The organism is Pseudomonas sp. TWR1-1-4 (assembly GCF_049897165.1).
In the GTDB taxonomy this organism is placed as follows: Bacteria; Pseudomonadota; Gammaproteobacteria; order Pseudomonadales; family Pseudomonadaceae; genus Aquipseudomonas; species Aquipseudomonas canadensis.
Genome location: NZ_JAFCVS010000006.1, coordinates 339,177 through 362,978, shown reverse-complemented (window position 1 = coordinate 362,978; position 23,802 = coordinate 339,177). Strand labels below are relative to the sequence as shown.

The window sequence follows — 23,802 nt, the reverse complement described above, 5'->3', positions numbered from 1 at the left end:
CCCACATGGACGAAAGTCCGGCGCCCTTGTATGCCCGCGTCAAACAGATGATCAGCCAGCAGATTCTCAACGGCAACTGGCCACCCCATTACCGCGTGCCGTCCGAGAGCGAACTGGTCAGCCAGCTGGGTTTCAGTCGCATGACCATCAACCGTGCGTTGCGCGAGCTCACCGCTGAAGGTTTGCTGGTGCGCATGCAAGGTGTCGGCACCTTTGTCGCCGAGCCCAAGAGCCAGTCGGCCCTGTTCGAAGTGCACAACATTGCCGATGAGATCGCCTCGCGCGGTCATCGACATACCTGCCAGGTCATCCACCTGGGCGAAGAGGCCGCCGGTTCCGAGCGCGCTGTCGCCTTGGAGATGCGTGAAGGCGGGCGTGTTTTCCATTCGTTGATCGTGCACTTTGAAAACGATATTCCCGTGCAAATCGAAGACCGCTTCGTCAATGCCCTGGTCGCGCCGGAATACCTGCAACAGGATTTCACCCAGCAAACGCCGTATGCCTACCTGAACCAGGTGGCACCGCTGACCGAAGGCGAGCACGTGGTCGAAGCCATTCTTGCCGACGCTGCCGAGTGCAAGCTGCTGCAGATCGAACCTACCGAGCCGTGCTTGTTGATTCGCCGACGCACCTGGTCGGGCCGCCAGCCGGTGACCGCTGCGCGTCTGATCCACCCCGGTTCTCGTCACAGCCTGGAAGGACGTTTCAGTAAATGAGTGCAGTGAAAGTCTGGCGCGCCACCGATTACGTGCGCATGCCTTGGAAAAACGGCGGTGGCAGCACCGAAGAAATCACCCGTGATGCCGGTACCGGCCTGGATGGTTTTGGCTGGCGACTTTCGATTGCCGATATTGCCGAGTCGGGCGGGTTTTCGACTTTCGCCGGCTACCAGCGCGTGATCACCGTGATCAAGGGCGCGGGCATGGTCCTGACCGTGGACGGTGAGGAGCAGCGCGGTTTGTTACCGCTCCAACCCTTCGCGTTCAAGGGTGACAGTCAAGTGTCATGTCGCCTGATCACCGGGCCGATCCGCGACTTCAACCTGATCTATTCGCCACAGCGTTACCACGCACGGTTGCAATGGATCGATGGCGAGCAACGTTTCTTCAGCACCGCGCAGACAGTGCTGGTGTTCAGCGTGGCGGATGAAGTGAAGGTGCTGGACCACAAGCTGGGGCATCACGACTGCCTGCAAGTGGACGGTAATACTGGCCTGCTGGATATCTCTGTCAGTGGCCGCAGCTGCATTATCGAACTGACTGCTCGCAATTAAAAACTGTGGGAGCGGGCTTGCCCGCGAATGCGGTGTATCAGTACCAGAGAGGCTGGCTGACCCACTGCATTCGCGGGCAAGCCTGCTCCCACATTTGTTTTTTGGTGAGCAACAGAACTGTTTCCAACGCCCGCACCAATTTGTTACCGAATGCCCCAGCGTGGCGCAAAACCACGCCATCGCGCCAAACCTCCCTTGCTGTAAAAATCCTCCGTAAGAAATTTCATTAAGTCTCCAAGCCTTAATTTCCAAGGCTTGCGCCCACTTTCGAAAAAAATCTCAACAGCACCCTCAGCAAGTTGGCCGCTTGATTGCATATGCTTGTATGTACAAGTAAAGATGTGTGCGTAAGACTCTCCTTCGCACCATCCATGTTCGCGCATCGATCGCCGAGGAGTTCTTGTTGTGACCAAGCCTACAAAATACCGTGACGTCGAAATCCGTGCCGCCCACGGTAACAAGCTCACTGCCAAAAGCTGGCTGACTGAAGCGCCGTTGCGCATGCTGATGAACAACCTCGACCCGCAAGTGGCCGAGAACCCGAAAGAATTGGTGGTGTACGGCGGTATCGGCCGTGCGGCGCGCAACTGGGAGTGCTACGACCAGATCGTCGAGAGCCTCACTAACCTGAATGACGACGAAACCCTGTTGGTGCAATCCGGCAAGCCGGTCGGCGTATTCAAGACCCACAGCAACGCCCCACGTGTACTGATCGCCAACTCCAACCTGGTGCCGCACTGGGCCAGCTGGGAACACTTCAACGAACTGGATGCCAAGGGCCTGGCCATGTACGGCCAGATGACCGCCGGCAGCTGGATCTACATCGGCAGCCAGGGCATCGTCCAAGGCACCTACGAAACCTTCGTCGAAGCGGGTCGCCAGCATTACAACAGCGACCTGACTGGCCGTTGGGTGCTCACCGCCGGTCTCGGCGGCATGGGCGGCGCGCAACCTTTGGCCGCAACGCTGGCCGGCGCGTGCTCGCTGAACATTGAATGCCAACAAGTCAGCATCGACTTCCGCCTGAACAGCCGTTATGTCGACGAACAAGCCACCGACCTCGACGACGCACTGGCGCGCATCGCCAAGTACACCAAGGAAGGCAAGGCTATCTCCATTGCCCTGTTGGGTAACGCGGCGGAAATCCTGCCGGAACTGGTCAAGCGCGGCGTGCGCCCAGACATGGTCACCGACCAGACCAGCGCCCACGACCCACTCAACGGCTACCTGCCGGCCGGTTGGACCTGGGACGAATACCGCGCCCGCGCCAAGACCGAGCCGGCGGCCGTGATCAAGGCGGCCAAGCAGTCGATGGCCGTGCACGTCAACGCCATGCTGGAATTCCAGAAACAAGGCATCCCGACCTTCGACTACGGCAACAACATCCGCCAGATGGCCCAGGAAGAAGGCGTGGAAAACGCCTTCGACTTCCCGGGTTTCGTACCGGCCTACATCCGCCCGCTGTTCTGCCGTGGCATTGGCCCGTTCCGCTGGGCGGCCCTGTCGGGCGACCCGCAAGACATCTACAAGACCGACGCCAAAGTCAAAGAGCTGATCCCGGACGACGCCCACCTGCACAACTGGCTGGACATGGCGCGCGAGCGCATCAGCTTCCAGGGCCTGCCGGCGCGTATCTGCTGGGTGGGCCTGGGCCAGCGCGCCAAGCTCGGCCTGGCATTCAACGAAATGGTACGCAGCGGTGAGCTGTCGGCGCCGGTGGTGATCGGCCGTGACCATCTGGACTCCGGCTCGGTATCCAGCCCGAACCGCGAAACCGAAGCCATGCAGGACGGTTCCGACGCCGTGTCCGACTGGCCACTGCTCAACGCCTTGCTCAACACCGCCAGCGGCGCGACCTGGGTGTCGCTGCATCACGGTGGTGGTGTGGGCATGGGCTTCTCGCAGCACTCCGGCATGGTGATCGTCTGCGACGGCACCGACGAAGCGGCTGAGCGAATTGCCCGTGTACTGCACAACGACCCGGCCACCGGGGTAATGCGTCACGCAGACGCCGGTTACCAGATCGCGATCGACTGCGCCAAAGAGCAGGGCCTCAATCTCCCGATGATCAAATAACCCATGTGGGAGCTGGCTTGCCTGCGATGGCATCCCCTCGGTTCTACTGATAGACCGAGTCGCCCGCATCGCAGGCAAGCCAGCTCCCACAGAAAAGCGGTTTTACACAGGCTTTATGAACAATCCATCAGAGGTTGAACCGACATGGCTGCAAATGACACCACCCCGTTGATCGAAAGGCGTTCGATCGACTACATCCCGGAAGCGGAAAGACACGGTCGTCTATTGAGCCAGTTCACCCTGTGGATGGGTGCCAACCTGCAGATCACCGCGATTGTCACCGGGGCCCTGGCCGTGGTGCTGGGCGGTGATGTGTTCTGGTCGTTGATCGGCCTGTTTATCGGCCAACTGTTGGGCGGCGGCGTCATGGCGTTGCATGCGGCGCAAGGGCCTAAGCTCGGCTTGCCGCAGATGATCTCCAGCCGGGTGCAGTTCGGGGTGTATGGCGCGGCCATTCCTATCGTGCTGGTGTGCCTGATGTACCTCGGCTTCACCGCCACCGGCACGGTATTGTCCGGTCAGGCGCTGGGCCAGTTGTTCGGGGTCAGCGACAGCGTCGGCATCCTGATCTTCGCCAGTGTCATCGTGCTGGTGACGGTGCTCGGTTATCGGGTGATCCACTTCATCGGTCGTGTCGCCAGCGTCATTGGCGTGATCGCCTTTGTCTACCTGTTCAGCCGCCTGATGAGCCAGACCGACGTTGGCGCACTCCTGCAGATCCGCCACTTCAGCTGGAGCAGCTTCCTGCTGGCGGTGTCGCTCGCGGCCTCTTGGCAGATCGCTTTCGGCCCGTACGTGGCGGACTACTCACGCTACTTGCCGAGCAATACCTCGTCGGTGAAAACCTTCCTCGCCGCTGGCGCAGGTTCGGTGATTGGCGCCCAGGTGGCGATGGTCCTCGGCGTGTTTGCTGCGGCCATGTCCAACGGGCAATTCGCCGGTCACGAAGTGGCCTACATCGTGGGCTTGAGTGGCACGGGGGCCACCGCTGCGCTGCTGTACTTCAGCATCGCGTTCGGCAAGGTCACCATCTCTACGCTCAACTCCTACGGCAGCTTCATGTGCATCGCGACCATCATCAGCGGCTTCCGTGGCCGCCTGGAGGTCACGCGCTTGCAACGCCTGGTGTTCGTGCTGGTGATTGTCGGCACCGCGACTTTGATCGCCTTGCTCGGCCAGCATTCGTTCCTCGGCGCGTTCAAGTCTTTCATCCTGTTCCTGCTGGCGTTCTTCACGCCCTGGAGCGCGATCAACCTGGTGGACTACTACTGCATCACCCGCGACCGCTATGACGTGCCGGCGCTGGCTGATCCGAACGGTCGCTACGGTCGCTGGAACCTGCTGGGGATCAGCGTGTACGTCTTCGGCGTGTTGGTGCAATTGCCGTTCATCTCCACCAAGTTCTACACCGGCCCTTTGGTAGCTGCGCTGGGTGATGTCGATATTTCCTGGATCATCGGTCTGGTCCTGCCGGCAGCGCTGTACTACCTGTGTGCGAAAAAATGGCACGGCACGGTGCCCGATCGACTGATCCTGCCGACAGAGCAGGGCGCTATACCAAGAACAAACGGGCTGGCTGCACAAGCCTGATGGGACGTGGACAGGGCAGGATGCCTACTGACTGCCGTAATCCATTTCAAGATTGGGAGCGTCACAACAATGAAAATGCATAAGACCCTGATGGCCACCCTGCTCTCGGCAGGTTTGCTGGCAAGCGCTGGCGCCCAGGCGGCTGGCTGGTGCGAATCCGGCAAGCCGGTGAAATTCGCAGGCCTGAACTGGGAAAGCGGCATGCTGCTCACCGACATCCTGCAAACCGTGCTGGAAAAAGGCTACGACTGCAAAACCGACAGCCTGCCGGGCAACTCCATCACCATGGAAAACGCCCTGAGCAGCAACGACATCCAAGTGTTTGCCGAAGAGTGGGTAGGCCGCAGTGAAGTCTGGAACAAGGCCGAGAAGGCCGGCAAAGTCGTCGGCGTCGGCGCCCCGGTTGTCGGCGCTATCGAAGGCTGGTACGTGCCGCGCTACGTGATCGAAGGCGACGCCAAACGCAAGCTGGAAGCCAAGGCACCCGACCTGAAAAACATCGCTGACCTGGCCAAGTACGCCGCGGTGTTCAAGGACCAGGAAGAGCCCTCCAAGGGCCGTTTCTACAACTGCCCGGCCGGTTGGACCTGCGAGCTGGACAACAGCGAAATGCTGAAAAGCTACGGCCTGGAAAATGCCTACACCAACTTCCGTCCAGGCACCGGCCCGGCGCTGGATGCGGCGGTGCTGTCGAGCTACAAGCGTGGCGAGCCGATCCTGTTCTACTACTGGTCGCCAACCCCGCTGATGGGCCAGGTCGACCTGGTCAAGCTGGAGGAAAAACCCGGTGTGGATAAGAGCGTGAGCATCAAGGTCGGCCTGTCCAAGACCTTCCACGAACAAGCCCCGGAACTGGTGGCCGTGCTGGAAAAGGTCAACCTGCCAATCGACCTGCTGAACCAGAACCTGGGTCGCATGGCCAAGGAGCGAATTGAGTCGCCAAAACTGGCGAAAATCTTCCTCAAGGAACATCCTGAAGTCTGGCACGCATGGGTGAGCGACGACGCAGCCAAGAAAATCGACGCGGCCTTGTAGGTTGAGCGTTTCCGGTTGCCTTCACCGGCAACCGGACGCCCAGCCACAACCCACTGGATCGAGAGCACGATATGTTTCCTGAGAGTTTTACGTTTTCCATCGCCGACTGGGTCAACGGTTGGGTGGATTCACTGGTCACCAACTACGGTGATGTGTTCCGACACATTTCCGACACCCTGCTATGGGCCATCGTCAACCTGGAAGGGTTGCTGCGCGCAGCGCCCTGGTGGCTGATGCTGGCTATCGTCGGCGGTGTCGCCTGGCACGCTACCCGCAAGGTGGTGACCACGGCGGTGATCGTCGGTTTGCTGTTCCTGGTCGGCGCGGTTGGCCTGTGGGACAAGCTCATGCAGACCCTGGCCTTGATGATGGTCGCCACGGTGATCTCGGTGCTGATCGGTATTCCGCTGGGCATTCTGTCCGCACGCAGCAATCGCCTGCGTTCGGTGCTGATGCCGCTGCTCGACATCATGCAGACCATGCCGAGCTTCGTGTACCTGATTCCGGTGCTGATGCTGTTCGGCCTGGGCAAGGTCCCGGCGATTTTCGCCACGGTGATCTACGCCGCGCCACCGCTGATCCGTCTCACTGACCTGGGTATTCGCCAGGTCGACGGCGAAGTCATGGAAGCCATCAACGCCTTCGGCGCCAACCGTTGGCAGCAACTGTTCGGTGTGCAACTGCCGCTGGCGTTGCCAAGCATCATGGCCGGTATCAACCAGACCACCATGATGGCGCTGTCGATGGTGGTGATCGCCTCGATGATCGGCGCCCGTGGCTTGGGTGAGGACGTACTCGTCGGCATCCAGACCCTCAACGTTGGCCGAGGCCTCGAAGCCGGGCTGGCGATCGTGATTCTCGCAGTGGTCATCGACCGCATTACCCAGGCCTATGGTCGTCCACGGCATGAGGCGAGCAAATGACTACTGTCAGTAAAATCGAAGTTAAAAACGTCTTCAAGATCTTCGGCGCGCGCTCCAAGGATGCGCTGGCCATGGTCGGGCAGGGCAAGACCAAGGACCAGGTCCTGGCCGAGACCGGCTGCGTGGTCGGCGTGAACGACTTGTCCCTGAGCATCGGCACGGGTGAGATCTTCGTGATCATGGGCCTGTCGGGTTCCGGCAAGTCCACGTTGGTGCGTCACTTCAACCGCCTGATCGACCCCACCAGCGGCGCGATCCTGGTGGACGGCGAAGACATCCTGCAACTGGACATGGAAGCCCTGCGCCAATTCCGGCGACACAAGATCAGCATGGTGTTCCAGAGCTTCGGCCTGCTGCCCCACAAGAGCGTGCTCGACAACGTTGCCTACGGCCTGAAGGTACGTGGCGAAACCAAGCAGGTCTGCGCCGAACGCGCCCTGCACTGGATCGAAACCGTGGGCCTCAAGGGTTACGAAAACAAATACCCGCACCAGCTCTCCGGCGGCATGCGCCAGCGCGTCGGCCTGGCCCGTGCCTTGGCGGCCGACACCGACATCATCCTGATGGACGAGGCTTTCAGCGCCCTCGACCCGCTGATCCGCGCCGAGATGCAGGACCAGTTGCTGGAGCTGCAAAAGACCCTGCACAAAACCATCGTGTTCATCACCCACGACCTCGACGAGGCCGTGCGCATCGGCAACCGCATTGCGATCCTCAAGGACGGCAAGCTGATCCAGGTCGGCACCCCTCGGGAGATCCTGCATTCGCCGGCGGATGAATATGTGGATCGGTTTGTTCAGCGGCGGGCGGCGGTGGTCTGAGCTGAAAGGTGTAATGAGGCTGCTGGCGCCATCGCTGGCAAGCCAGCTCCTACATGGAGCGCGCAATCCTCTGTAGGAGCCCGGCTTGCCGGCGATGAGGCCAGTGAAGCCACACAAGAATTCAAGAAGGTATGAAGATGTCCCAGGCAACAAAAATCACCATCGCCGATACGCCACTGCGCTGGCAGGACGTCGTCGCCGTGGCCCGCCACGGCGCGGTGCTCGAACTCTCGGGCCAGGCCTGGGCGCGCATCGACAATGCCCAGGCCATCGTACAGCGCATCGTCACCAGCGGTGAGCGCGCCTATGGCGTGAACACCGGCCTGGGTGCGCTGTGCAATGTGTCGCTCAAGGGCGAACAACTCAGCCAACTGTCGCGCAACACCTTGCTGAGCCATGCCTGCGGCGTCGGCCCGGCGCTGAGTGACGAGCAGACCCGCGCGATCATCTGCGCGGCGATCATCAACTACAGCCACGGCAAATCCGGCCTGCATCCACAGGTGGTGCACTCGTTGCTGGCGCTGCTCAACCATGGCATCACACCGCAGGTGCCGTCCCAGGGTTCGGTGGGTTACCTGACCCATATGGCCCATGTGGGCGTGGCCTTGTTGGGCGTGGGTAATGTGAGTTACCGAGGTCGAATCGTCCCGGCTCAAGACGCCTTAAGTGCAGAGGGTTTGCATCCGGTAGTGCTCGGCGCCAAGGACGGCCTGTGCCTGGTCAACGGTACGCCGTGCATGACCGGCCTGAGCTGCTTGGCCCTGGCTGACGCCCATCACTTGCTGCAATGGGCCGACGTAATCGGCGCCATGAGCTTCGAGGCACAGCGCGGCCAGATCGACGCGTTTGACGAAGAGATCATCGCCCTCAAACCGCACCCCGGCATGCAGCAAGTGGGTATCAACCTGCGCGCCCTGCTTGATGGCAGCGAAGTGATCGCCAGCAGCAAGGGCATTCGCACACAGGATGCGTTAAGCATTCGCTCGATCCCGCAGATCCATGGCGCGGCTCGCGACCAGGTAGAGCACGCCACCCGCCAGATCGAGACCGAACTCAACAGCGCCACCGACAACCCGCTGGTACTCGGTACGCCAGACAATTACCGCGTGGTGTCCCAGGCCAACCCCCACGGACAATCCGTGGCATTGGCGGCGGACATGCTCGCGATTGCCATGGCCGAAATCGGCTCGGTGGCCGAACGGCGCCTGGACCGCCTGATCAACCCGCACGTCAGCGGCTTGCCGGCGTTCCTGGTGAGCAACCCTGGGGTCAACTCCGGGATGATGATCGTGCAGTACGTCGCCGCCTCGCTGTGTGGGCAGAACCGCCAGTTGGCGCAACCGGCGGTGCTCGACAATTTCGTCACCTCGGGCCTGCAGGAAGACCACCTGAGCATGGGCACCAATGCCGCGCTCAAGCTGCACCAGGTGTTGGCCAACGTGACGCAGATCCTCGCCATCGAGTACTTGCTGGCAGCCCAGGCGTTCGAGTTTCTCAAAGAACAACGCTTTGGCGCCGGCACCGGCCGCGCCTGGCGCTTGCTGCGTGAAGTAGTGCCGGCCTACGAGCAGGATCGCTGGCTGGCGCCGGACATTGCGGCCACCGCCCAGCTGCTCAAAGACACCGACTTGCCGAATTTCCACTGAAGACTTATTCAAAAGAACAATTCAAAAGGAGTATGAATGTGACTGCGCTAAACCTGATTCCAGGCCAACTGAGCCTTGCCCAACTGCGAGCCATCTACCAGCAGCCGGTAACCCTCAGTCTGGATGACAGCGCCACGGCGCAGATCGAAGCCAGTGTCGCCTGCGTGGAGCAGATTCTCGCCGAGAACCGCACCGCCTATGGCATCAACACCGGTTTCGGCCTGCTGGCCTCGACCCGCATCGCCAGCGAAGACCTGGAAAACCTCCAGCGTTCGCTGGTGCTGTCCCACGCCGCTGGCGTCGGTGAGCCGATCAGCGATGCGCTGGTGCGGCTGGTCATGGTGCTCAAGGTCAACAGCCTCAGCCGTGGGTTCTCCGGGATCCGCCGCCAGGTGATCGACGCGCTGATCGCGCTGATCAACGCCGAGGTGTACCCGCATATTCCGTTGAAGGGCTCGGTCGGTGCCTCCGGCGACCTGGCGCCCTTGGCGCACATGTCTTTGGTGCTGCTGGGCGAAGGCAAGGCACGCTACAAGGGCGAATGGCTGGAAGCCACCGAAGCGCTGAAGGTTGCCGGCCTCACGCCGCTGACCCTCGCCGCCAAAGAAGGCCTGGCGCTGCTCAACGGCACCCAGGTGTCCACCGCGTACGCCCTGCGTGGCCTGTTCGAAGGTGAAGACCTGTTCGCCGGCGCCCTGGCGTGTGGCGCACTTACCGTGGAAGCGGTGCTGGGTTCGCGCTCACCCTTCGACGCACGCATTCATGACGCACGCGGCCAGCGTGGGCAGATCGATTCGGCAGCGGCCTATCGTCACCTGCTGGGCGAAAGCAGTCAGGTGTCCCAGTCGCACCAGAACTGCGACAAGGTGCAGGACCCGTACTCGCTGCGTTGCCAGCCGCAAGTCATGGGCGCGTGCCTGACCCAGTTCCGCCAGGCCGCCGAGGTGCTGGTGGTAGAGGCCAACGCCGTGTCGGATAACCCGCTGGTCTTTGCCGCCGAAGGTGACGTGATTTCCGGTGGTAACTTCCACGCCGAACCGGTGGCCATGGCCGCCGACAACATGGCGCTGGCCATCGCTGAAATCGGTTCCCTCAGCGAGCGCCGTATCTCGCTGATGATGGACAAGCACATGTCGCAACTACCGCCGTTCCTGGTGGGCAATGGTGGCGTGAACTCCGGCTTCATGATCGCCCAAGTGACCGCCGCCGCGCTCGCCAGCGAAAACAAGGCGTTGGCCCATCCCCATAGCGTCGACAGCCTGCCGACCTCGGCCAACCAGGAAGACCATGTGTCCATGGCCCCGGCTGCGGGCAAGCGCCTGTGGGAAATGGCTGAAAACACCCGTGGCGTTCTCGCCGTGGAATGGCTGGCCGCGTGCCAGGGCCTGGACCTGCGCGAAGGCCTGAAAACTTCGCCTGCGCTTGAAAAGGCACGTGGGATTCTGCGTGACAAAGTGGCGTTCTATGAGAAGGACCGTTTCTTCGCACCGGACATCAACGCCGCCAGCGAGCTGTTGGCCAGCCGCTGCCTGAATGAGCTGGTGCCGGCCAAGTTGCTGCCGAGCCTGTAGCCCATTCGCAGGGGTGCATGCCTCCTGTGGTGAGCGGGCTTGCCCCGCGTTGGGCTGCGCAGCAGCCCCTTCTGCCGTCGTCGGGTTTGGGGTCGCTTCGCGACCCAACGCGGGGCAAGCCCGCTCAGCACAAAAGAAGGCATTCATCACGCAGCCGTTCGGATTTTTCTCGGGATAAAAATAACTAGGGAAGAGAAATGCACCAGCAAGAGAAAGGGTTGAAACGCGGGCTCAGCGCCCGACATATTCGCTTCATGGCACTCGGTTCTGCGATCGGCACCGGGCTGTTCTATGGCTCTGCCTCCGCCATCCAGATGGCCGGCCCCGCGGTGCTGCTGGCCTACCTGATCGGCGGCGCCGCCGTGTTCATGGTGATGCGTGCCCTCGGCGAAATGGCCGTGCACAACCCGGTGGCTGGTTCTTTTGGCCAGTACGCCAGCACCTACCTGGGCCCCATGGCCGGCTTTATTCTTGGGTGGACCTACGCGTTTGAAATGATCATCGTCTGCCTGGCTGATGTGACCGCCTTCGGCATCTACATGGGCTTCTGGTTTCCCGAAGTCGCACGTTGGGTCTGGGTGCTCGGCATTGTGTTTTTGATCGGCGGCCTGAACCTGTGCAACGTCAAAGTGTTTGGCGAAATGGAGTTCTGGCTGTCGCTGCTCAAGGTAGGCGCCATCGTGGCGATGATCCTCGGCGGTTTCGGCATCATGCTGTTCGGTATTCATTCTGCCGGTGAAACCCAGGCCAGCGGCCTTAGCAACCTGTGGGCCCACGGCGGCTTCATGCCTAATGGCGTCGGCGGCCTGATCGCCTCGTTCGCAGTGGTGATGTTTGCCTTTGGCGGCATCGAAATCATTGGAATCACCGCCGGCGAAGCCAAGGACCCGCAACGCGTGATCCCCAAGGCGATCAACGCGGTGCCGCTGCGTATCCTGCTGTTCTACGTACTGACTTTGTTTGTGCTGATGGCCATCTATCCATGGCCGCAGATCGGCAGCCAGGGCAGCCCGTTTGTGCAGATCTTTAGCAACTTGGGCATCGGCTCGGCGGCGACCATCCTCAATATCGTGGTGATCTCGGCGGCCGTTTCGGCCATCAACAGCGACATCTTCGGCGCTGGCCGCATGATGTACGGCTTGGCCCAGCAAGGGCAGGCGCCCAAGGGCTTCGCGCAATTGTCCAAACACGGCGTGCCGTGGATGACCGTGCTGGTGATGGGCGCAGCGCTGCTCGGCGGCGTAGTGCTTAACTACCTGATCCCGGAAAACGTGTTCCTGCTGATCGCCTCGATTGCCACCTTCGCCACCGTGTGGGTGTGGCTGATGATCCTGTTCACCCAGGTCGCCATGCGCCGTTCGATGACTAAAGAGCAGGTGGCCGAACTGAAATTCCCCGTGCCCTTCTGGCCCTATGCGCCGGCGGCCGCCATTGTGTTCATGCTGTTCGTGTTTGGCGTGCTGGGTTACTTCCCGGACACCCAGGCCGCTTTGCTGGTCGGTGCTGTGTGGATCGTGCTGCTGGTGGTGGCTTACCTGCTGTGGGTCAAGCCCGCTGCCGGGCAAGCGGCCAAGGTCCATTACGACCCGGCTTTGTCTCATCGTTAATCTAGGGAGGCGTTGATGAAAACGCTTTGGCAACACTGCCACGTCGCAACCATGGCACAGGGCAAATACTCGATCATCGAGGATGCCGCCATGGTGACCGTCGGTTCGCTCATCGAGTGGATCGGCCCCCGCAGCCAGGCACCCACGGCGGATTACGCCCAGGTGCATGACCTGCAAGGCGCGTGGGTCACCCCCGGCCTGATCGACTGCCACACCCATACGGTGTTTGGCGGTAACCGCAGCGGCGAGTTCGAGCAGCGCCTCGAAGGCGTGAGCTACGCCGAGATCGCGGCCAAGGGCGGCGGTATTGCCAGCACTGTGCGTGCCACCCGTGCGGCGACGGAAGATGAACTGTTTGCCAGCGCTGAAAAGCGCCTGCGCAGTCTGCTACGGGACGGCGTGACCACCGTAGAGATCAAGTCCGGCTACGGCCTGGACCTGGCCAACGAACGCAAAATGTTGCGCGTAGCCCGTCGCCTCGGTGAAGCGCTGCCGGTCAGCGTGCGCGCCACGTGCCTGGCGGCCCACGCGTTGCCGCCGGAATACAAGGACCGCGCCGACGACTACATCGAGCACATCTGCATCGAAATGCTGCCGGCCTTGGCGGCGGAAGGGCTGGTGGACGCGGTGGATGCGTTTTGTGAATACCTGGCGTTTTCCACCGAGCAGGTTGAGCGCGTGTTCAAAGTTGCCCAGCAACTGGGCCTGCCGGTGAAGCTGCATGCCGAGCAACTCTCGTCGCTGCACGGCTCCATCCTGGCGGCGCGTTACCAGGCGCTGTCGGCGGATCACCTGGAATTCATGACTGAAGAAGACGCCATCGCCATGGCCGCTTCCGGCACCGTCGCGGTCTTGCTGCCGGGCGCGTTCTACTTCCTGCGCGAAACCCAGTTGCCGCCAATGGACGCCCTGCGCAGGCACGGCGTGAAGATTGCCATCGCCAGCGACCTCAACCCCGGCACCTCGCCAGCGCTGTCGGTGCGCCTGATGCTCAACATGGCGTGCACCCTGTTCCGCATGACCCCGGAAGAGGCCCTGGCCGGCGCCACGCAACATGCCGCCACTGCGTTGGGCATGGGCGACACCCACGGCTCCCTGGAAGTGGGCAAGGTGGCGGACTTCGTCGCTTGGCAGATTGATCGTCCCGCAGACCTGGCCTATTGGCTGGGCGGCGAACTGGATAAACGCGTCGTACGCCATGGCGTCGACGTCACTGTTTGAGGAGTACTGCTCGTGGATAAGGTTCTGAACTTCAAACAAGGCCGTGTGCCGCTGCTGATCAGCATGCCTCACGCCGGCCTGCGCCTGACGCCTGCTGTCGAGGCAGGGTTGATCCCCGAGGCGCAAAGCCTGCCGGACACCGACTGGCACATTCCTGCGCTGTATGACTTTGCCGATGCACTGGGTGCCAGCACCTTGTCGGCTGAATATTCACGGTTTGTGATCGACCTGAACCGGCCATCCGATGACAAGCCGTTATATGCCGGCGCCACCACCGGCCTCTTCCCAGCGACGCTGTTCGATGGCGTGCCCTTGTTTCGTGAAGGGCATGAGCCGTCTGAAGAAGAGCGCGTGACCTACCTGCAAAAAATCTGGGGCCCGTATCACCGAACCCTGCAAGAAGAGCTGGCGCGGCTCAAGTCTGAGTTTGGCTATGCACTGTTGTTTGATGCGCACTCGATCCGCTCGGTGATCCCGCACCTGTTCGACGGCAAGTTGCCGGACTTCAACCTCGGAACCTTCAACGGCGCCGCCTGTGATCCAACGTTGGCCAGCCAGTTGGAAGCCATCTGCGCCACGCATCCGCAGTACACCCACGTACTCAACGGGCGCTTCAAGGGCGGCCACATCACCCGGCATTACGGTGACCCGGCCCAGGATATCCAAGCGGTGCAGCTGGAGTTGTGCCAGAGCACCTACATGGAAGAAGTTGAGCCGTTCCGTTATCGACCGGATCTGGCCGAGCCGACGCGGGTGGTGCTCAAGCAATTGCTCGACGGGTTGTTAGCCTGGGGGCAACAGCGTTACGGCTGAAATAGCTATCGCAGGCAAGCCAGGTCCCACATTGAATCGGGTTCACACGGTCAAAATGTGGGAGAGGGCTTACCCGCGATGACGGCCGCACAGTCGCCCCAGTGCAACTGCCCGTCGCCCCAGTTCGTGTTGACTCAGGCTCCACTGGTTAAGGTTGTGGAATAACAACAGCCAAGTGAGACCACCCCCCATGCAAAAAACCTTGTTGAGCCTTATCGGCGCCGCACTGTTCAGTGCACACGCCATGGCCGCTGAGCCGGCCTCCTGCAAGAACATCCGCATGGGCGTGGTCAGTTGGACTGACGTGGTCGCCACCTCCGGTATGGCCGACGTGTTGCTCAATGGCCTCGGCTACGACAGCAAACAGACCAGCGCCGTGCAGCAGATCATCTTTGCCGGCATCCGCGACAAACGCCTGGATATCTTCCTCGGCTACTGGAAACCGGCGATGGACAACAATATCGCGCCGTTCCTGGCGGCCAAGCAGGTCAAGGTGTTCGATACGCCCAGCCTCGCCGACGCCCAGGCCACCCTGGCCGTGCCGCAATACGTGGCCGACGCAGGCTTGAAGACTTTCGCCGACATCGCCCGCTTCAGGGACAAGCTGGGCGGCAAGATCTATGGGATCGAGCCAGGCAGCGGCGCCAATACCGATATCCAGAAAATGATCGACACCAACCACTTCGGCCTCGGCGGCTTCAAGCTGGTGGCTTCCGGTGAAGCCGGAATGCTGGCAGCGGTGCAGCGGGCGGTGAATCGCAAGGAGTTTGTAGTGTTCGTCGGTTGGACCCCGCACCCGATGAACATCAATATGAAGATGGCGTACCTCACCGGCAGTGAAGACGTGTTCGGCCCCGACGAAGGCCGCGCCACCGTCTCCACCGTCACCGCGCCGGATTTTGCCGAACGCTGCCCCAACGCCAATCGCTTGTTGGAGAACCTCACCTTCACCGCCGCCCAGGAAAGCCAGTTGATGGTGCCGATCATGGAGCGAAAGTCGCCGCAGGATGTGGCCAAGCAATGGTTGCGTGACCATCCCGAGGATTTGCAGCGCTGGCTGGCTGGGGTCAAGGCGTTTGATGGCAGCGACGGTGCCACGGCGGTCCAGGCGAGTTTGAAATGAGTCGATACCCTATTTCGCCTGAGTTGGCAGCGTTCGTGGAGAAGACGGAGTCCTTCACCAGCGACGACTCTTCGCTGGCAGGCTTACGTCAAAATTACGACCGCATGTGCCAGGCGTTTACCCCGCCGAAACCAGAAAGCTTGCAGGTCAAGGACTTCGCCTTGGCCGGCGTAGGCGTGCGCAGTTATCTACTGGCCGCGCCGGTGCCTCCTGAAGGCTGGCCATGCCTCCTTTATATGCACGGCGGCGGCTGGGTGGTCGGCGACCTGGATTCCCACGATTTCATCTGCTTCGAACTGGCCACGGCCTTGCAAGTCTTGGTGATCGCCATTGATTATCGGCTGGCGCCTGAACACCCGTTCCCGGCCGCTTACGAGGATTGTCGTGCCGTGTGGCAGGCAATCCAGGCAGGGCAGGGGCCCTATGCCATCGACGTGCAGCGTTTGGCGGTCATCGGCGACAGTGCGGGCGGCAACCTGGCGGCAGCATTGTGTACGGGATTGCGTGACGACGGGCAACCGTTGCCGCGAGCCCAGGTCTTGATCTATCCGGGGTTGGGCGGTCCCTCCGACCTGCCATCGCGGGGTGACTGCATGGACGCGCCCCTGCTCAGCAGCGCCGACACCGACTGCTACTTGGCGCTGTACCTGCAGGGCAGCGGCAAACCGTCGCCCTACGCCATGCCGCTGCTGGCCGCAGACTTCAGCGGTTTGCCCAAGGCGTTCATCGCCGTGGCCCAGTTCGACCCGCTGCGCGACGACGGCATGCTTTACGCTGAACGCCTGCAAGCGGCGGGCGTAGCCACCGTGCTGTATCCCGGCAAAGGCCTGGTGCACGGCTGCCTGCGGGCGCGGCGGCAGGTGCCGGAAGTGGACCGGCTCTACGATTACCTGCTGGATTACCTGGGGAGCGAAGGGCTGACACAGGTCTAAGCGCTCTAGGACATGCTCATTGCACAATTCGGGTTTATAGTGCCAGACGGCAAAATAAAAGACGTCCCCCCAGGGATGAACCCGACCCCTTACGGAGCGCGCAATGCAGACTTGGTTCCCGCAGATCAAACCCCACGCCCGGCACGATCTGGCTGTCGATGACACCCACACGCTGTACGTCGACGAAAGTGGCTCCCCCGAAGGTTTGCCCGTTGTCTTCATCCATGGTGGCCCTGGTGCCGGTTGTGATGCCCAGAGCCGCTGCTATTTCGACCCGAACCTGTACCGCATCGTTACGTTCGACCAGCGTGGTTGCGGGCGCTCCACCCCGCGCGCCAGCCTGGAAAACAACACCACTTGGGACCTGGTCGCCGACCTAGAGCGCATCCGCGAGCACCTGGGCATCGACAAGTGGGTACTGTTCGGCGGTTCCTGGGGCTCGACCCTGGCCCTGGCCTACGCGCAAACCCATCCGGAGCGGGTGCTCGGCCTGATTGTGCGCGGCATTTTCCTGGCACGTCCGCAGGACATTCACTGGTTTTATCAGGAAGGGGCGAGCCGCCTGTTCCCTGATTACTGGCAGGACTACCTCGCGCCGATCCCGCCGGAAGAGCGCCACGACATGATCGCGGCCTACCACAAGCGCCTCACCGGCAACGATCAGATCGCTCAGATGCACGCGGCCAAGGCCTGGTCCGGCTGGGAAGGGCGCATGCTTGGCCTGTGCCCGAGCCCACAGCATGTGGAGCGGTTTTCCGAGCCGCAACGCGCCCTGTCCATCGCGCGGATCGAGTGCCACTACTTCACCAACAACTCGTTTCTGGAGCCTAACCAGCTGATCCGCGATATGCACAAGATCGCCCATCTGCCTGGCGTAATCATTCACGGGCGCTACGATATGATCTGCCCATTGGACAACGCGTGGGCGTTGCACCAGGCGTGGCCCAACAGTGAGCTGCAGGTGATTCGCGAGGCCGGCCACGCGGCGTCCGAACCCGGCATCACCGATGCCTTGGTGCGTGCGACCAGTGAGATGGCACGGCGCTTGCTCGACCTGCCGCCTGAAGAAGCATGAAGGGTCTGCTGCAACGGGTGCGCGGCGCCCGAGTCGAGGTGGCGGGCGAAATCGTCGGCGCCATCGACCAGGGTTTGCTGGTGCTGGTGGCCGTCGAGCCTGCGGATACGCCGGAGAGTGCCGATAAGCTGTTACACAAGCTGTTGAACTATCGGGTGTTCAGTGACGACGAAGGCAAGATGAACCTGTCGTTGAAGGATATCGACGGCGGTTTGCTGCTGGTGTCGCAGTTCACCTTGGCGGCCGATACCAAGAGCGGGCTGCGGCCTAGCTTCTCCACAGCGGCCCCGCCGGCCTTGGGAGCAGCGCTTTTTGATCACTTGCTGTTACAAGCGCAACAATTGCATGGCAAGGTGGCGTCAGGGCGTTTTGGCGCCGATATGCAGGTGCATTTGGTCAATGATGGCCCTGTGACCTTCCTCTTGCAGACGTGAATGTATTAAAAACGACTTTTAATGCCTAAAAACGCAGGGTTTCGCTACAAATACTTCGTTGTCCCTGATGCGTTGTCTCGCGGGCTACTAGATAATCGCGCGCTACGGGGATCAGCGTTGTTTGGTCCATTTTTGACTTAGGTAGAGACTTGTCCGATCGCCAATGGGGAATCATTTTGCCCCAGGGGAGTCGGAACAATGCTCGCCAACCTGGCATATAGATAGCTGGCCGTTGGTTTTTTGATCTGTTTTCGGCGAGGGTTGCTCGTGATTGTTAGTCCCTGTAATGCACCAAAATTGTCTGCCAAACGGTTACGAAACGCACTGGTGACGGGCTCCGCCCTGTTTTGCCTGTTCGGCGCGGGTCAACTGTGGGCATTCAGTCTGGATGATGTGTCGGCCAAGGCAAAAGAGCTGGCCGGGCAGAAATACGAAGCTCCGCGCAGCAATCTGCCGAACGAATTCCGTGAAATGAAGTTCGCGGACTACCAGAAGATTCGTTTCCGCAACGAAAAAGCAGAGTGGGCTGATCAGAACACCCCGTTCAAGCTGTCCTTCTATCACCAGGGTATGCACTTCGATACACCGGTGAAAATCAACGAAGTCACCGCCGACAGCGTCCAGGAAATCAAGTACGACCCGACGCGCTTCGATTTTGGCGACGTAAAGTTTGATCCTAAAGCCACCGAACAGCTGGGTTATGCCGGCTTCCGTGTGCTGTACCCGATCAACAAGGCCGACAAGCAAGACGAAATCATGACCATGCTGGGCGCGAGCTACTTCCGCGTGGTCGGCAAGGGCCAGGCGTATGGCCTGTCTGCCCGTGGCATGGCGATCGACACTGCATTGCCGTCCGGGGAAGAGTTCCCGCGGTTCACCGAGTTCTGGATCGAGCGTCCAAAGCCGGGTGAAAAACAATTGGTGATCTTTGCCTTGCTGGATTCCCCGCGGGCTACTGGCGCTTATCGCCTGATCCTGCGTCCTGGGACCGACACCATTGTCGACGTGAAATCCCAGATGTTCCTGCGTGACAAGGTCAGCAAGCTGGGCGTTGCCCCGTTGACCAGCATGTACCTGTTCGGCGCGAACCAGCCTTCCAAAGTGCTGAACTACCGTCGTGAACTGCACGACTCCAGCGGTCTGTCGATCCATGCCGGCAACGGCGAGTGGATCTGGCGCCCACTGAACAACCCGAAACACCTGTCGGTCAGCAACTTCACCGTAGAGAACCCGAAAGGTTTCGGCCTGCTGCAACGCGGTCGCGACTTCAGCCACTACGAAGACCTCGACGACAACTACGACAAGCGCCCAAGCGCCTGGATCGAGCCTGAGGGCGACTGGGGCAAAGGCACCGTCAACCTGGTGGAAATCCCAACCGCCGACGAAACCAACGACAACATTGTTGCGTTCTGGAGCCCGGCCGAGCTGCCTGAAGTCGGCAAGCCACTGGATGTTTCCTACCGCCTGCACTGGACCATGGACGAAAAGTCCCTGCACCCGAGCGACAGCGCCTGGGTCAAGCAAACCCTGCGTTCTACCGGTGACGTGAAGCAATCCAACCTGATCCGCCAGCCTGACGGCAGCGTGGCCTACCTGGTGGACTTCGAGGGCCCATCCCTCAAGGCCCTGCCATCGGATGCCCCGGTGCGCAGCCAAGTGAGTGTCAGCGACAACGCCGAACTGGTTGAAAACAGTGTGCGCTACAACGAACACACGAAAGGCTGGCGCCTGACCCTGCGCATGAAGATCAAGGACGCAGGCAAGCCGACCGAAATGCGCGCTGCACTGGTGCAGGACGTTCCGCCGCCCGCTCCTGAGCAGGATTCCAGCCACGTGCTCAAGGCTGACAAGGTCCTGGCCAAGCAGCACGAGAAACAGGCCAAGAAAGACGCGAAAGACAAGGAAGCCAAGCAGCCAGAAGCTGCCCCAGCCACACCGGAGCCGATCAAGACCGAACAAGTCCTGACCGAAACCTGGAGCTACCAGTTGCCTGCCGATGAGTAATTCTCAAGTCCAGCCAGAAACTCTGCAGGAGTATCTGGCGCATCTACCGATGACCGCTGAGCAGCGCGCCGAACTGGCGGGTTGCACATCCTTCACCGAGTTGCACGAACGCTTGTCGTCGTCGACCTTCGATGCGCCGGTCGATGCCGCCCAGGCGTCGGTTGGCCGCCGATTGACCCTCAACACTGCCGAAGAGCTGCAAGACGCCGAAATGCTGGCGGTCGACGCCGCCGGTCGCGTGTGCTTGAAGGCCACGCCGCCGATCCGTCGTACCCGCGTGGTGCCGGAGCCGTGGCGCACCAATATCCTGGTGCGCGGCTGGCGCCGTATCACCGGGCGCAGCAATCCTCCGGCGCCGCCGAAGGATGAGCGTGTATTGCCGGCCGCGCGCTGGCGTACGGTCGGTTCGATCCGTCGTTACATCCTGCTGGTGCTGATGCTCGGCCAGACCATCGTTGCCGGTTGGTACATGAAAGGCATCATGCCGTACCAGGGTTGGTCGCTGGTCGACTTCGACGAAATCCGCAACCAGACCCTGCTGCAAACGGCTACCCAGGTACTGCCTTACGCCCTGCAAACCAGCATCCTGATTATGTTCGGGATCTTGTTCTGCTGGGTGTCAGCCGGTTTCTGGACTGCGTTGATGGGCTTCCTGGAACTGCTGACCGGTCATGATAAATACCGCATCTCCGGTAAAAGTGCCGGTGACGAGCCGATTCCGAAAGATGCCCGTACCGCGTTGGTGATGCCGATCTGCAACGAAGACGTGCCTCGGGTATTCGCCGGTTTGCGTGCGACGTTCGAGTCGGTCGCCGCCACGGGTGATCTGGATCGCTTCGATTTCTTCGTGCTCAGCGACAGTAATGACGCCGACATCTGCATCGCCGAACAGCAAGCCTGGCTCGACGTGTGCCGCGAGGCCGGTGGTTTCGGCAAGATCTTCTATCGCCGTCGCCGCCGTCGCGTAAAGCGTAAGAGCGGCAACCTCGACGACTTCTGCCGTCGCTGGGGCGGTGAATACAAGTACATGGTTGTGCTCGACGCGGACAGCGTGATGAGCGGCGAATGCCTGACCAGCCTGGTACGTTTGATGGAAGCCACGCCGGATGCGGGGATCATCCAGACCGCGCCGCGTGCGTCGGGCATGGACACCCTGTATGCGCGCATGCAGCAGTTCGCTACCCGCGTGTATGGCCCGCTGTTCACCGCCGGCCTGCACTTCTGGCAACTGGGTGAGTCCCACTACTGGGGTCACAACGCAATCATCCGCATGAAGCCGTTCATCGAGCACTGCGCCCTGGCGCCGTTGCCGGGCAAAGGCGCGTTCGCCGGTTCCATTCTGTCCCACGACTTCGTTGAAGCTGCGCTGATGCGCCGTGCCGGCTGGGGCGTGTGGATTGCCTACGACCTGCCGGGCAGCTACGAAGAGTTGCCGCCGAACCTGTTGGACGAACTCAAGCGTGACCGTCGTTGGTGCCACGGTAACCTGATGAACTTCCGCCTGTTTCTGGTCAAGGGCATGCACCCGGTGCACCGTGCGGTGTTCCTGACCGGCGTTATGTCTTACCTGTCGGCGCCGTTGTGGTTCCTGTTCCTTGTGCTGTCCACGGCGTTGCTGGCGGTGAATACCCTGATGGAGCCGCAGTACTTCATGGCACCACGCCAGTTGTACCCGCTGTGGCCGCAATGGCATCCGGACAAGGCGGTGGCGCTGTTCTCTACCACCATCGTGCTGCTGTTCCTGCCGAAACTGCTGAGCATCATCCTGATCTGGGCCAAGGGCGCGAAAGAGTTCGGCGGCAAGTTCAAGGTGACCTTGTCGATGCTGCTGGAGATGCTGTTCTCCATGCTGCTGGCGCCGGTGCGGATGATTTTCCACACCCGTTTCGTGCTCGCCGCGTTCCTCGGCTGGGCCGCAACCTGGAACTCGCCGCAGCGTGACGACGACTCCACCCCATGGAGCGAAGCGGTCAAGCGCCACGGTCCGCAAACCGTGCTGGGCTTCCTGTGGGCCCTGTTGGTAGTGTGGTTGAACCCGAGCTTCCTGTGGTGGTTGGTGCCGATCGTGGGTTCGCTGATGCTGTCGATCCCGGTCTCGGTGATCTCCAGCCGTGTCGGGCTGGGCCTCAAGTCCCGCGACGAGAGCCTGTTCCTGATCCCCGAGGAATACAATCCGCCGCAGGCCTTGCTGTCGACCGAGTTGTACACTCACGAAAACCGTTGGCACGCGCTGAACGACGGCTTCGTGCGTTCGGTGGTCGACCCACAGCAGAACGCCCTTGCCTGTGCCCTGGCGACGTCGCGTCACCGTGAGGCCGAGCCGATCGAGTACCTGCGTACCGAACGTGTGCGTCACGCGTTGAAAGTCGGCCCCGCTGGCCTCAACAACGGCGAACGCCTGGCCCTGCTGAGCGACCCGGTCGCCCTGGCGCGCCTGCATGAGCACGTCTGGAGCGAAGGCCATGCCGAGTGGCTCGCCGCCTGGCGTGACTCGATCAAGGCTGATCCGCACGCGCCGTTGCTGCCGCTGCAACCGTTGTCGTCCCAGGCCCAACCGGCCTGATTCAGACGCCCCCGAGGGTTCTCCTCGGGGGTGTTCGAAGCGCTGGTCCTACAGCGTTTTCCCCTTCTTCCTTCCTTACGCCAAGCCCTTGTTTTTTCGAAACAAAAGACCCTTGTTCGAGGCGTATTGCCGTGCCTGTGACTGAGTTAGCATCGCCCCGGATTTGGACTTGCCACAGGGGTATTTATGAGCAAAGGCTATTGTTTGGCACTGCTGCTAAGCGCTGCCGCATTGATTCACACGGGGTTGGCGCAGGCCGGCGCGATTGACGATGCCGTTCGACGCGGCGTGCTGAAGGTCGGCACTACGCCCACCTATGTGCCCTTCGAAATGACCGACAAACAGGGCCGCATCGTCGGCTTTGAAATCGACCTGCTCAACGTCATGAGCCAAGCGTTGGGTGTGGAGCTTGAGCTGGTTGCGGTGCCTTACACCGAACTGGTAGCGGGGTTGCAGGCGAAGAAGTTCGACCTGATCGGCAGCGGTATGACCATCACCCAAGAGCGCAACCTCAAGCTGAACTTCAGCGATTCGTTCATTGTGGTCGGCCAGTCCGCGTTGCTGCATCCACGCCTGGCGGGCAAGGTGAGCAGTGTGGAAGACCTGGATGACGCCAGCTACCGGATCGCCGCTACCGAAGGCACTACCGGCGAGGCGGCCGCGCGACGGTTTCTAGGGGCGGCCCGACTCAGCAGTTTTTCAACACCGGAGGAAGGGGTACGCCAAGTGGTACAAGGCAAGGCCGATGCCTTTATTCATGACGCGCCCTACAACCTGATCGCCCTGAGTCGCGCGGAGAACGGCACCCTACTGGCGCTTGAGCAACCTTTCACGTTTGAACCCCTGGCGTTTGGCTTGAAAAAAGGTGATTTCGACAGCCTCAATTGGATTAACCATTTCCTCAACCAGATTGCCCAGGACGGCACCTACGATCATCTTCACGATAAGTGGTTTAAAGACACTGCCTGGCTGGCAGAGATCGACTGAAAGTCATAACTGATTACATATCAAACCGTTGCTTCAATCGCCCCTGCACGTGTCTACGCCTGCCCTTTGCTGTCCTGTCGGGGGGCTTTTCCGACATACGCCGATAAC

19 protein-coding genes are annotated in these 23,802 nt (G+C 61.2%); all 19 read left to right on the top strand.

Going from position 1 to position 23,802, the window contains the following annotated elements; genetic code table 11:
* Positions 1-5 precede the first annotated feature (5 nt).
* The 19 genes from hutC to ACP7C6_RS20785 all read left to right on the top strand — a co-directional run bounded on the left by hutC (position 6) and on the right by ACP7C6_RS20785 (position 23,694).
* On the top strand, positions 6-716 hold the full coding sequence (gene hutC / locus ACP7C6_RS20875) for a histidine utilization repressor (protein WP_232920667.1): 711 nt from the start codon (positions 6-8) through the stop codon (positions 714-716).
* The gene (locus ACP7C6_RS20870; protein ID WP_068933862.1) at positions 713-1,273 is read left to right on the top strand and encodes a HutD/Ves family protein; all 561 of its coding nucleotides are present in this window, start codon (positions 713-715) and stop codon (positions 1,271-1,273) included. The genes hutC and ACP7C6_RS20870 overlap by 4 nt, the downstream gene beginning before the upstream one ends.
* A gap of 405 nt (positions 1,274-1,678) precedes the next feature.
* The gene (gene hutU, locus ACP7C6_RS20865) at positions 1,679-3,349 is read left to right on the top strand and encodes a urocanate hydratase (RefSeq protein ID WP_028615383.1); all 1,671 of its coding nucleotides are present in this window, start codon (positions 1,679-1,681) and stop codon (positions 3,347-3,349) included.
* 144 nt (positions 3,350-3,493) lie between these two features.
* Positions 3,494-4,939: a purine-cytosine permease family protein gene (locus ACP7C6_RS20860; protein WP_068933863.1), complete on the top strand. Its 1,446-nt coding sequence runs from the start codon at positions 3,494-3,496 to the stop codon at positions 4,937-4,939.
* Between the two features lie 69 nt (positions 4,940-5,008).
* Complete coding sequence (locus ACP7C6_RS20855) at positions 5,009-5,974, top strand: ABC transporter substrate-binding protein (protein WP_028615385.1); 966 nt, start codon at positions 5,009-5,011, stop codon at positions 5,972-5,974.
* Between the two features lie 71 nt (positions 5,975-6,045).
* Entirely contained in the window at positions 6,046-6,897 is an 852-nt protein-coding gene (locus ACP7C6_RS20850) for an ABC transporter permease (RefSeq protein WP_028615386.1), read from the top strand.
* Positions 6,894-7,718, top strand: coding sequence for a quaternary amine ABC transporter ATP-binding protein (locus ACP7C6_RS20845; RefSeq protein WP_005783958.1), 825 nt, complete (start codon positions 6,894-6,896; stop codon positions 7,716-7,718). Before ACP7C6_RS20850 ends, ACP7C6_RS20845 begins: the two co-directional genes overlap by 4 nt.
* A gap of 137 nt (positions 7,719-7,855) precedes the next feature.
* Positions 7,856-9,364, top strand: coding sequence for a histidine ammonia-lyase (gene hutH, locus ACP7C6_RS20840; RefSeq protein ID WP_028615387.1), 1,509 nt, complete (start codon positions 7,856-7,858; stop codon positions 9,362-9,364).
* Positions 9,365-9,396: 32 nt separating this feature from the next.
* The gene (gene hutH / locus ACP7C6_RS20835; protein ID WP_152537898.1) at positions 9,397-10,935 is read left to right on the top strand and encodes a histidine ammonia-lyase; all 1,539 of its coding nucleotides are present in this window, start codon (positions 9,397-9,399) and stop codon (positions 10,933-10,935) included.
* A 197-nt stretch (positions 10,936-11,132) separates the two neighbouring features.
* Positions 11,133-12,542, top strand: a complete 1,410-nt coding sequence (locus tag ACP7C6_RS20830) for an amino acid permease (RefSeq protein WP_028615389.1) — start codon at positions 11,133-11,135, stop codon at positions 12,540-12,542.
* 15 nt (positions 12,543-12,557) lie between these two features.
* Positions 12,558-13,763, top strand: coding sequence for an imidazolonepropionase (gene hutI, locus ACP7C6_RS20825; protein WP_426109184.1), 1,206 nt, complete (start codon positions 12,558-12,560; stop codon positions 13,761-13,763).
* A 12-nt stretch (positions 13,764-13,775) separates the two neighbouring features.
* The gene (gene hutG, locus ACP7C6_RS20820) at positions 13,776-14,576 is read left to right on the top strand and encodes an N-formylglutamate deformylase (protein WP_426109183.1); all 801 of its coding nucleotides are present in this window, start codon (positions 13,776-13,778) and stop codon (positions 14,574-14,576) included.
* A 190-nt stretch (positions 14,577-14,766) separates the two neighbouring features.
* On the top strand, positions 14,767-15,699 hold the full coding sequence (locus ACP7C6_RS20815; RefSeq protein WP_122685756.1) for a choline ABC transporter substrate-binding protein: 933 nt from the start codon (positions 14,767-14,769) through the stop codon (positions 15,697-15,699).
* Positions 15,696-16,631: an alpha/beta hydrolase gene (locus ACP7C6_RS20810; protein ID WP_426109182.1), complete on the top strand. Its 936-nt coding sequence runs from the start codon at positions 15,696-15,698 to the stop codon at positions 16,629-16,631. The genes ACP7C6_RS20815 and ACP7C6_RS20810 overlap by 4 nt, the downstream gene beginning before the upstream one ends.
* A 103-nt stretch (positions 16,632-16,734) precedes the next feature.
* Positions 16,735-17,706 (top strand): prolyl aminopeptidase, encoded by a 972-nt coding sequence (gene pip, locus ACP7C6_RS20805; RefSeq protein ID WP_028615394.1) that lies wholly within the window; start codon positions 16,735-16,737, stop codon positions 17,704-17,706.
* Entirely contained in the window at positions 17,703-18,140 is a 438-nt protein-coding gene (gene dtd, locus ACP7C6_RS20800; protein ID WP_016979155.1) for a D-aminoacyl-tRNA deacylase, read from the top strand. The genes pip and dtd overlap by 4 nt, the downstream gene beginning before the upstream one ends.
* 267 nt (positions 18,141-18,407) lie before the next feature.
* A complete protein-coding gene (locus tag ACP7C6_RS20795; protein ID WP_028615395.1) occupies positions 18,408-20,144 on the top strand; it encodes a glucan biosynthesis protein G in 1,737 nt (578 codons plus the stop codon).
* Complete coding sequence (gene mdoH, locus ACP7C6_RS20790; protein WP_068933831.1) at positions 20,137-22,707, top strand: glucans biosynthesis glucosyltransferase MdoH; 2,571 nt, start codon at positions 20,137-20,139, stop codon at positions 22,705-22,707. The genes ACP7C6_RS20795 and mdoH overlap by 8 nt, the downstream gene beginning before the upstream one ends.
* Before the next feature lie 186 nt (positions 22,708-22,893).
* Positions 22,894-23,694, top strand: a complete 801-nt coding sequence (locus tag ACP7C6_RS20785) for a transporter substrate-binding domain-containing protein (protein ID WP_028615397.1) — start codon at positions 22,894-22,896, stop codon at positions 23,692-23,694.
* Positions 23,695-23,802: the final 108 nt, after the last annotated feature.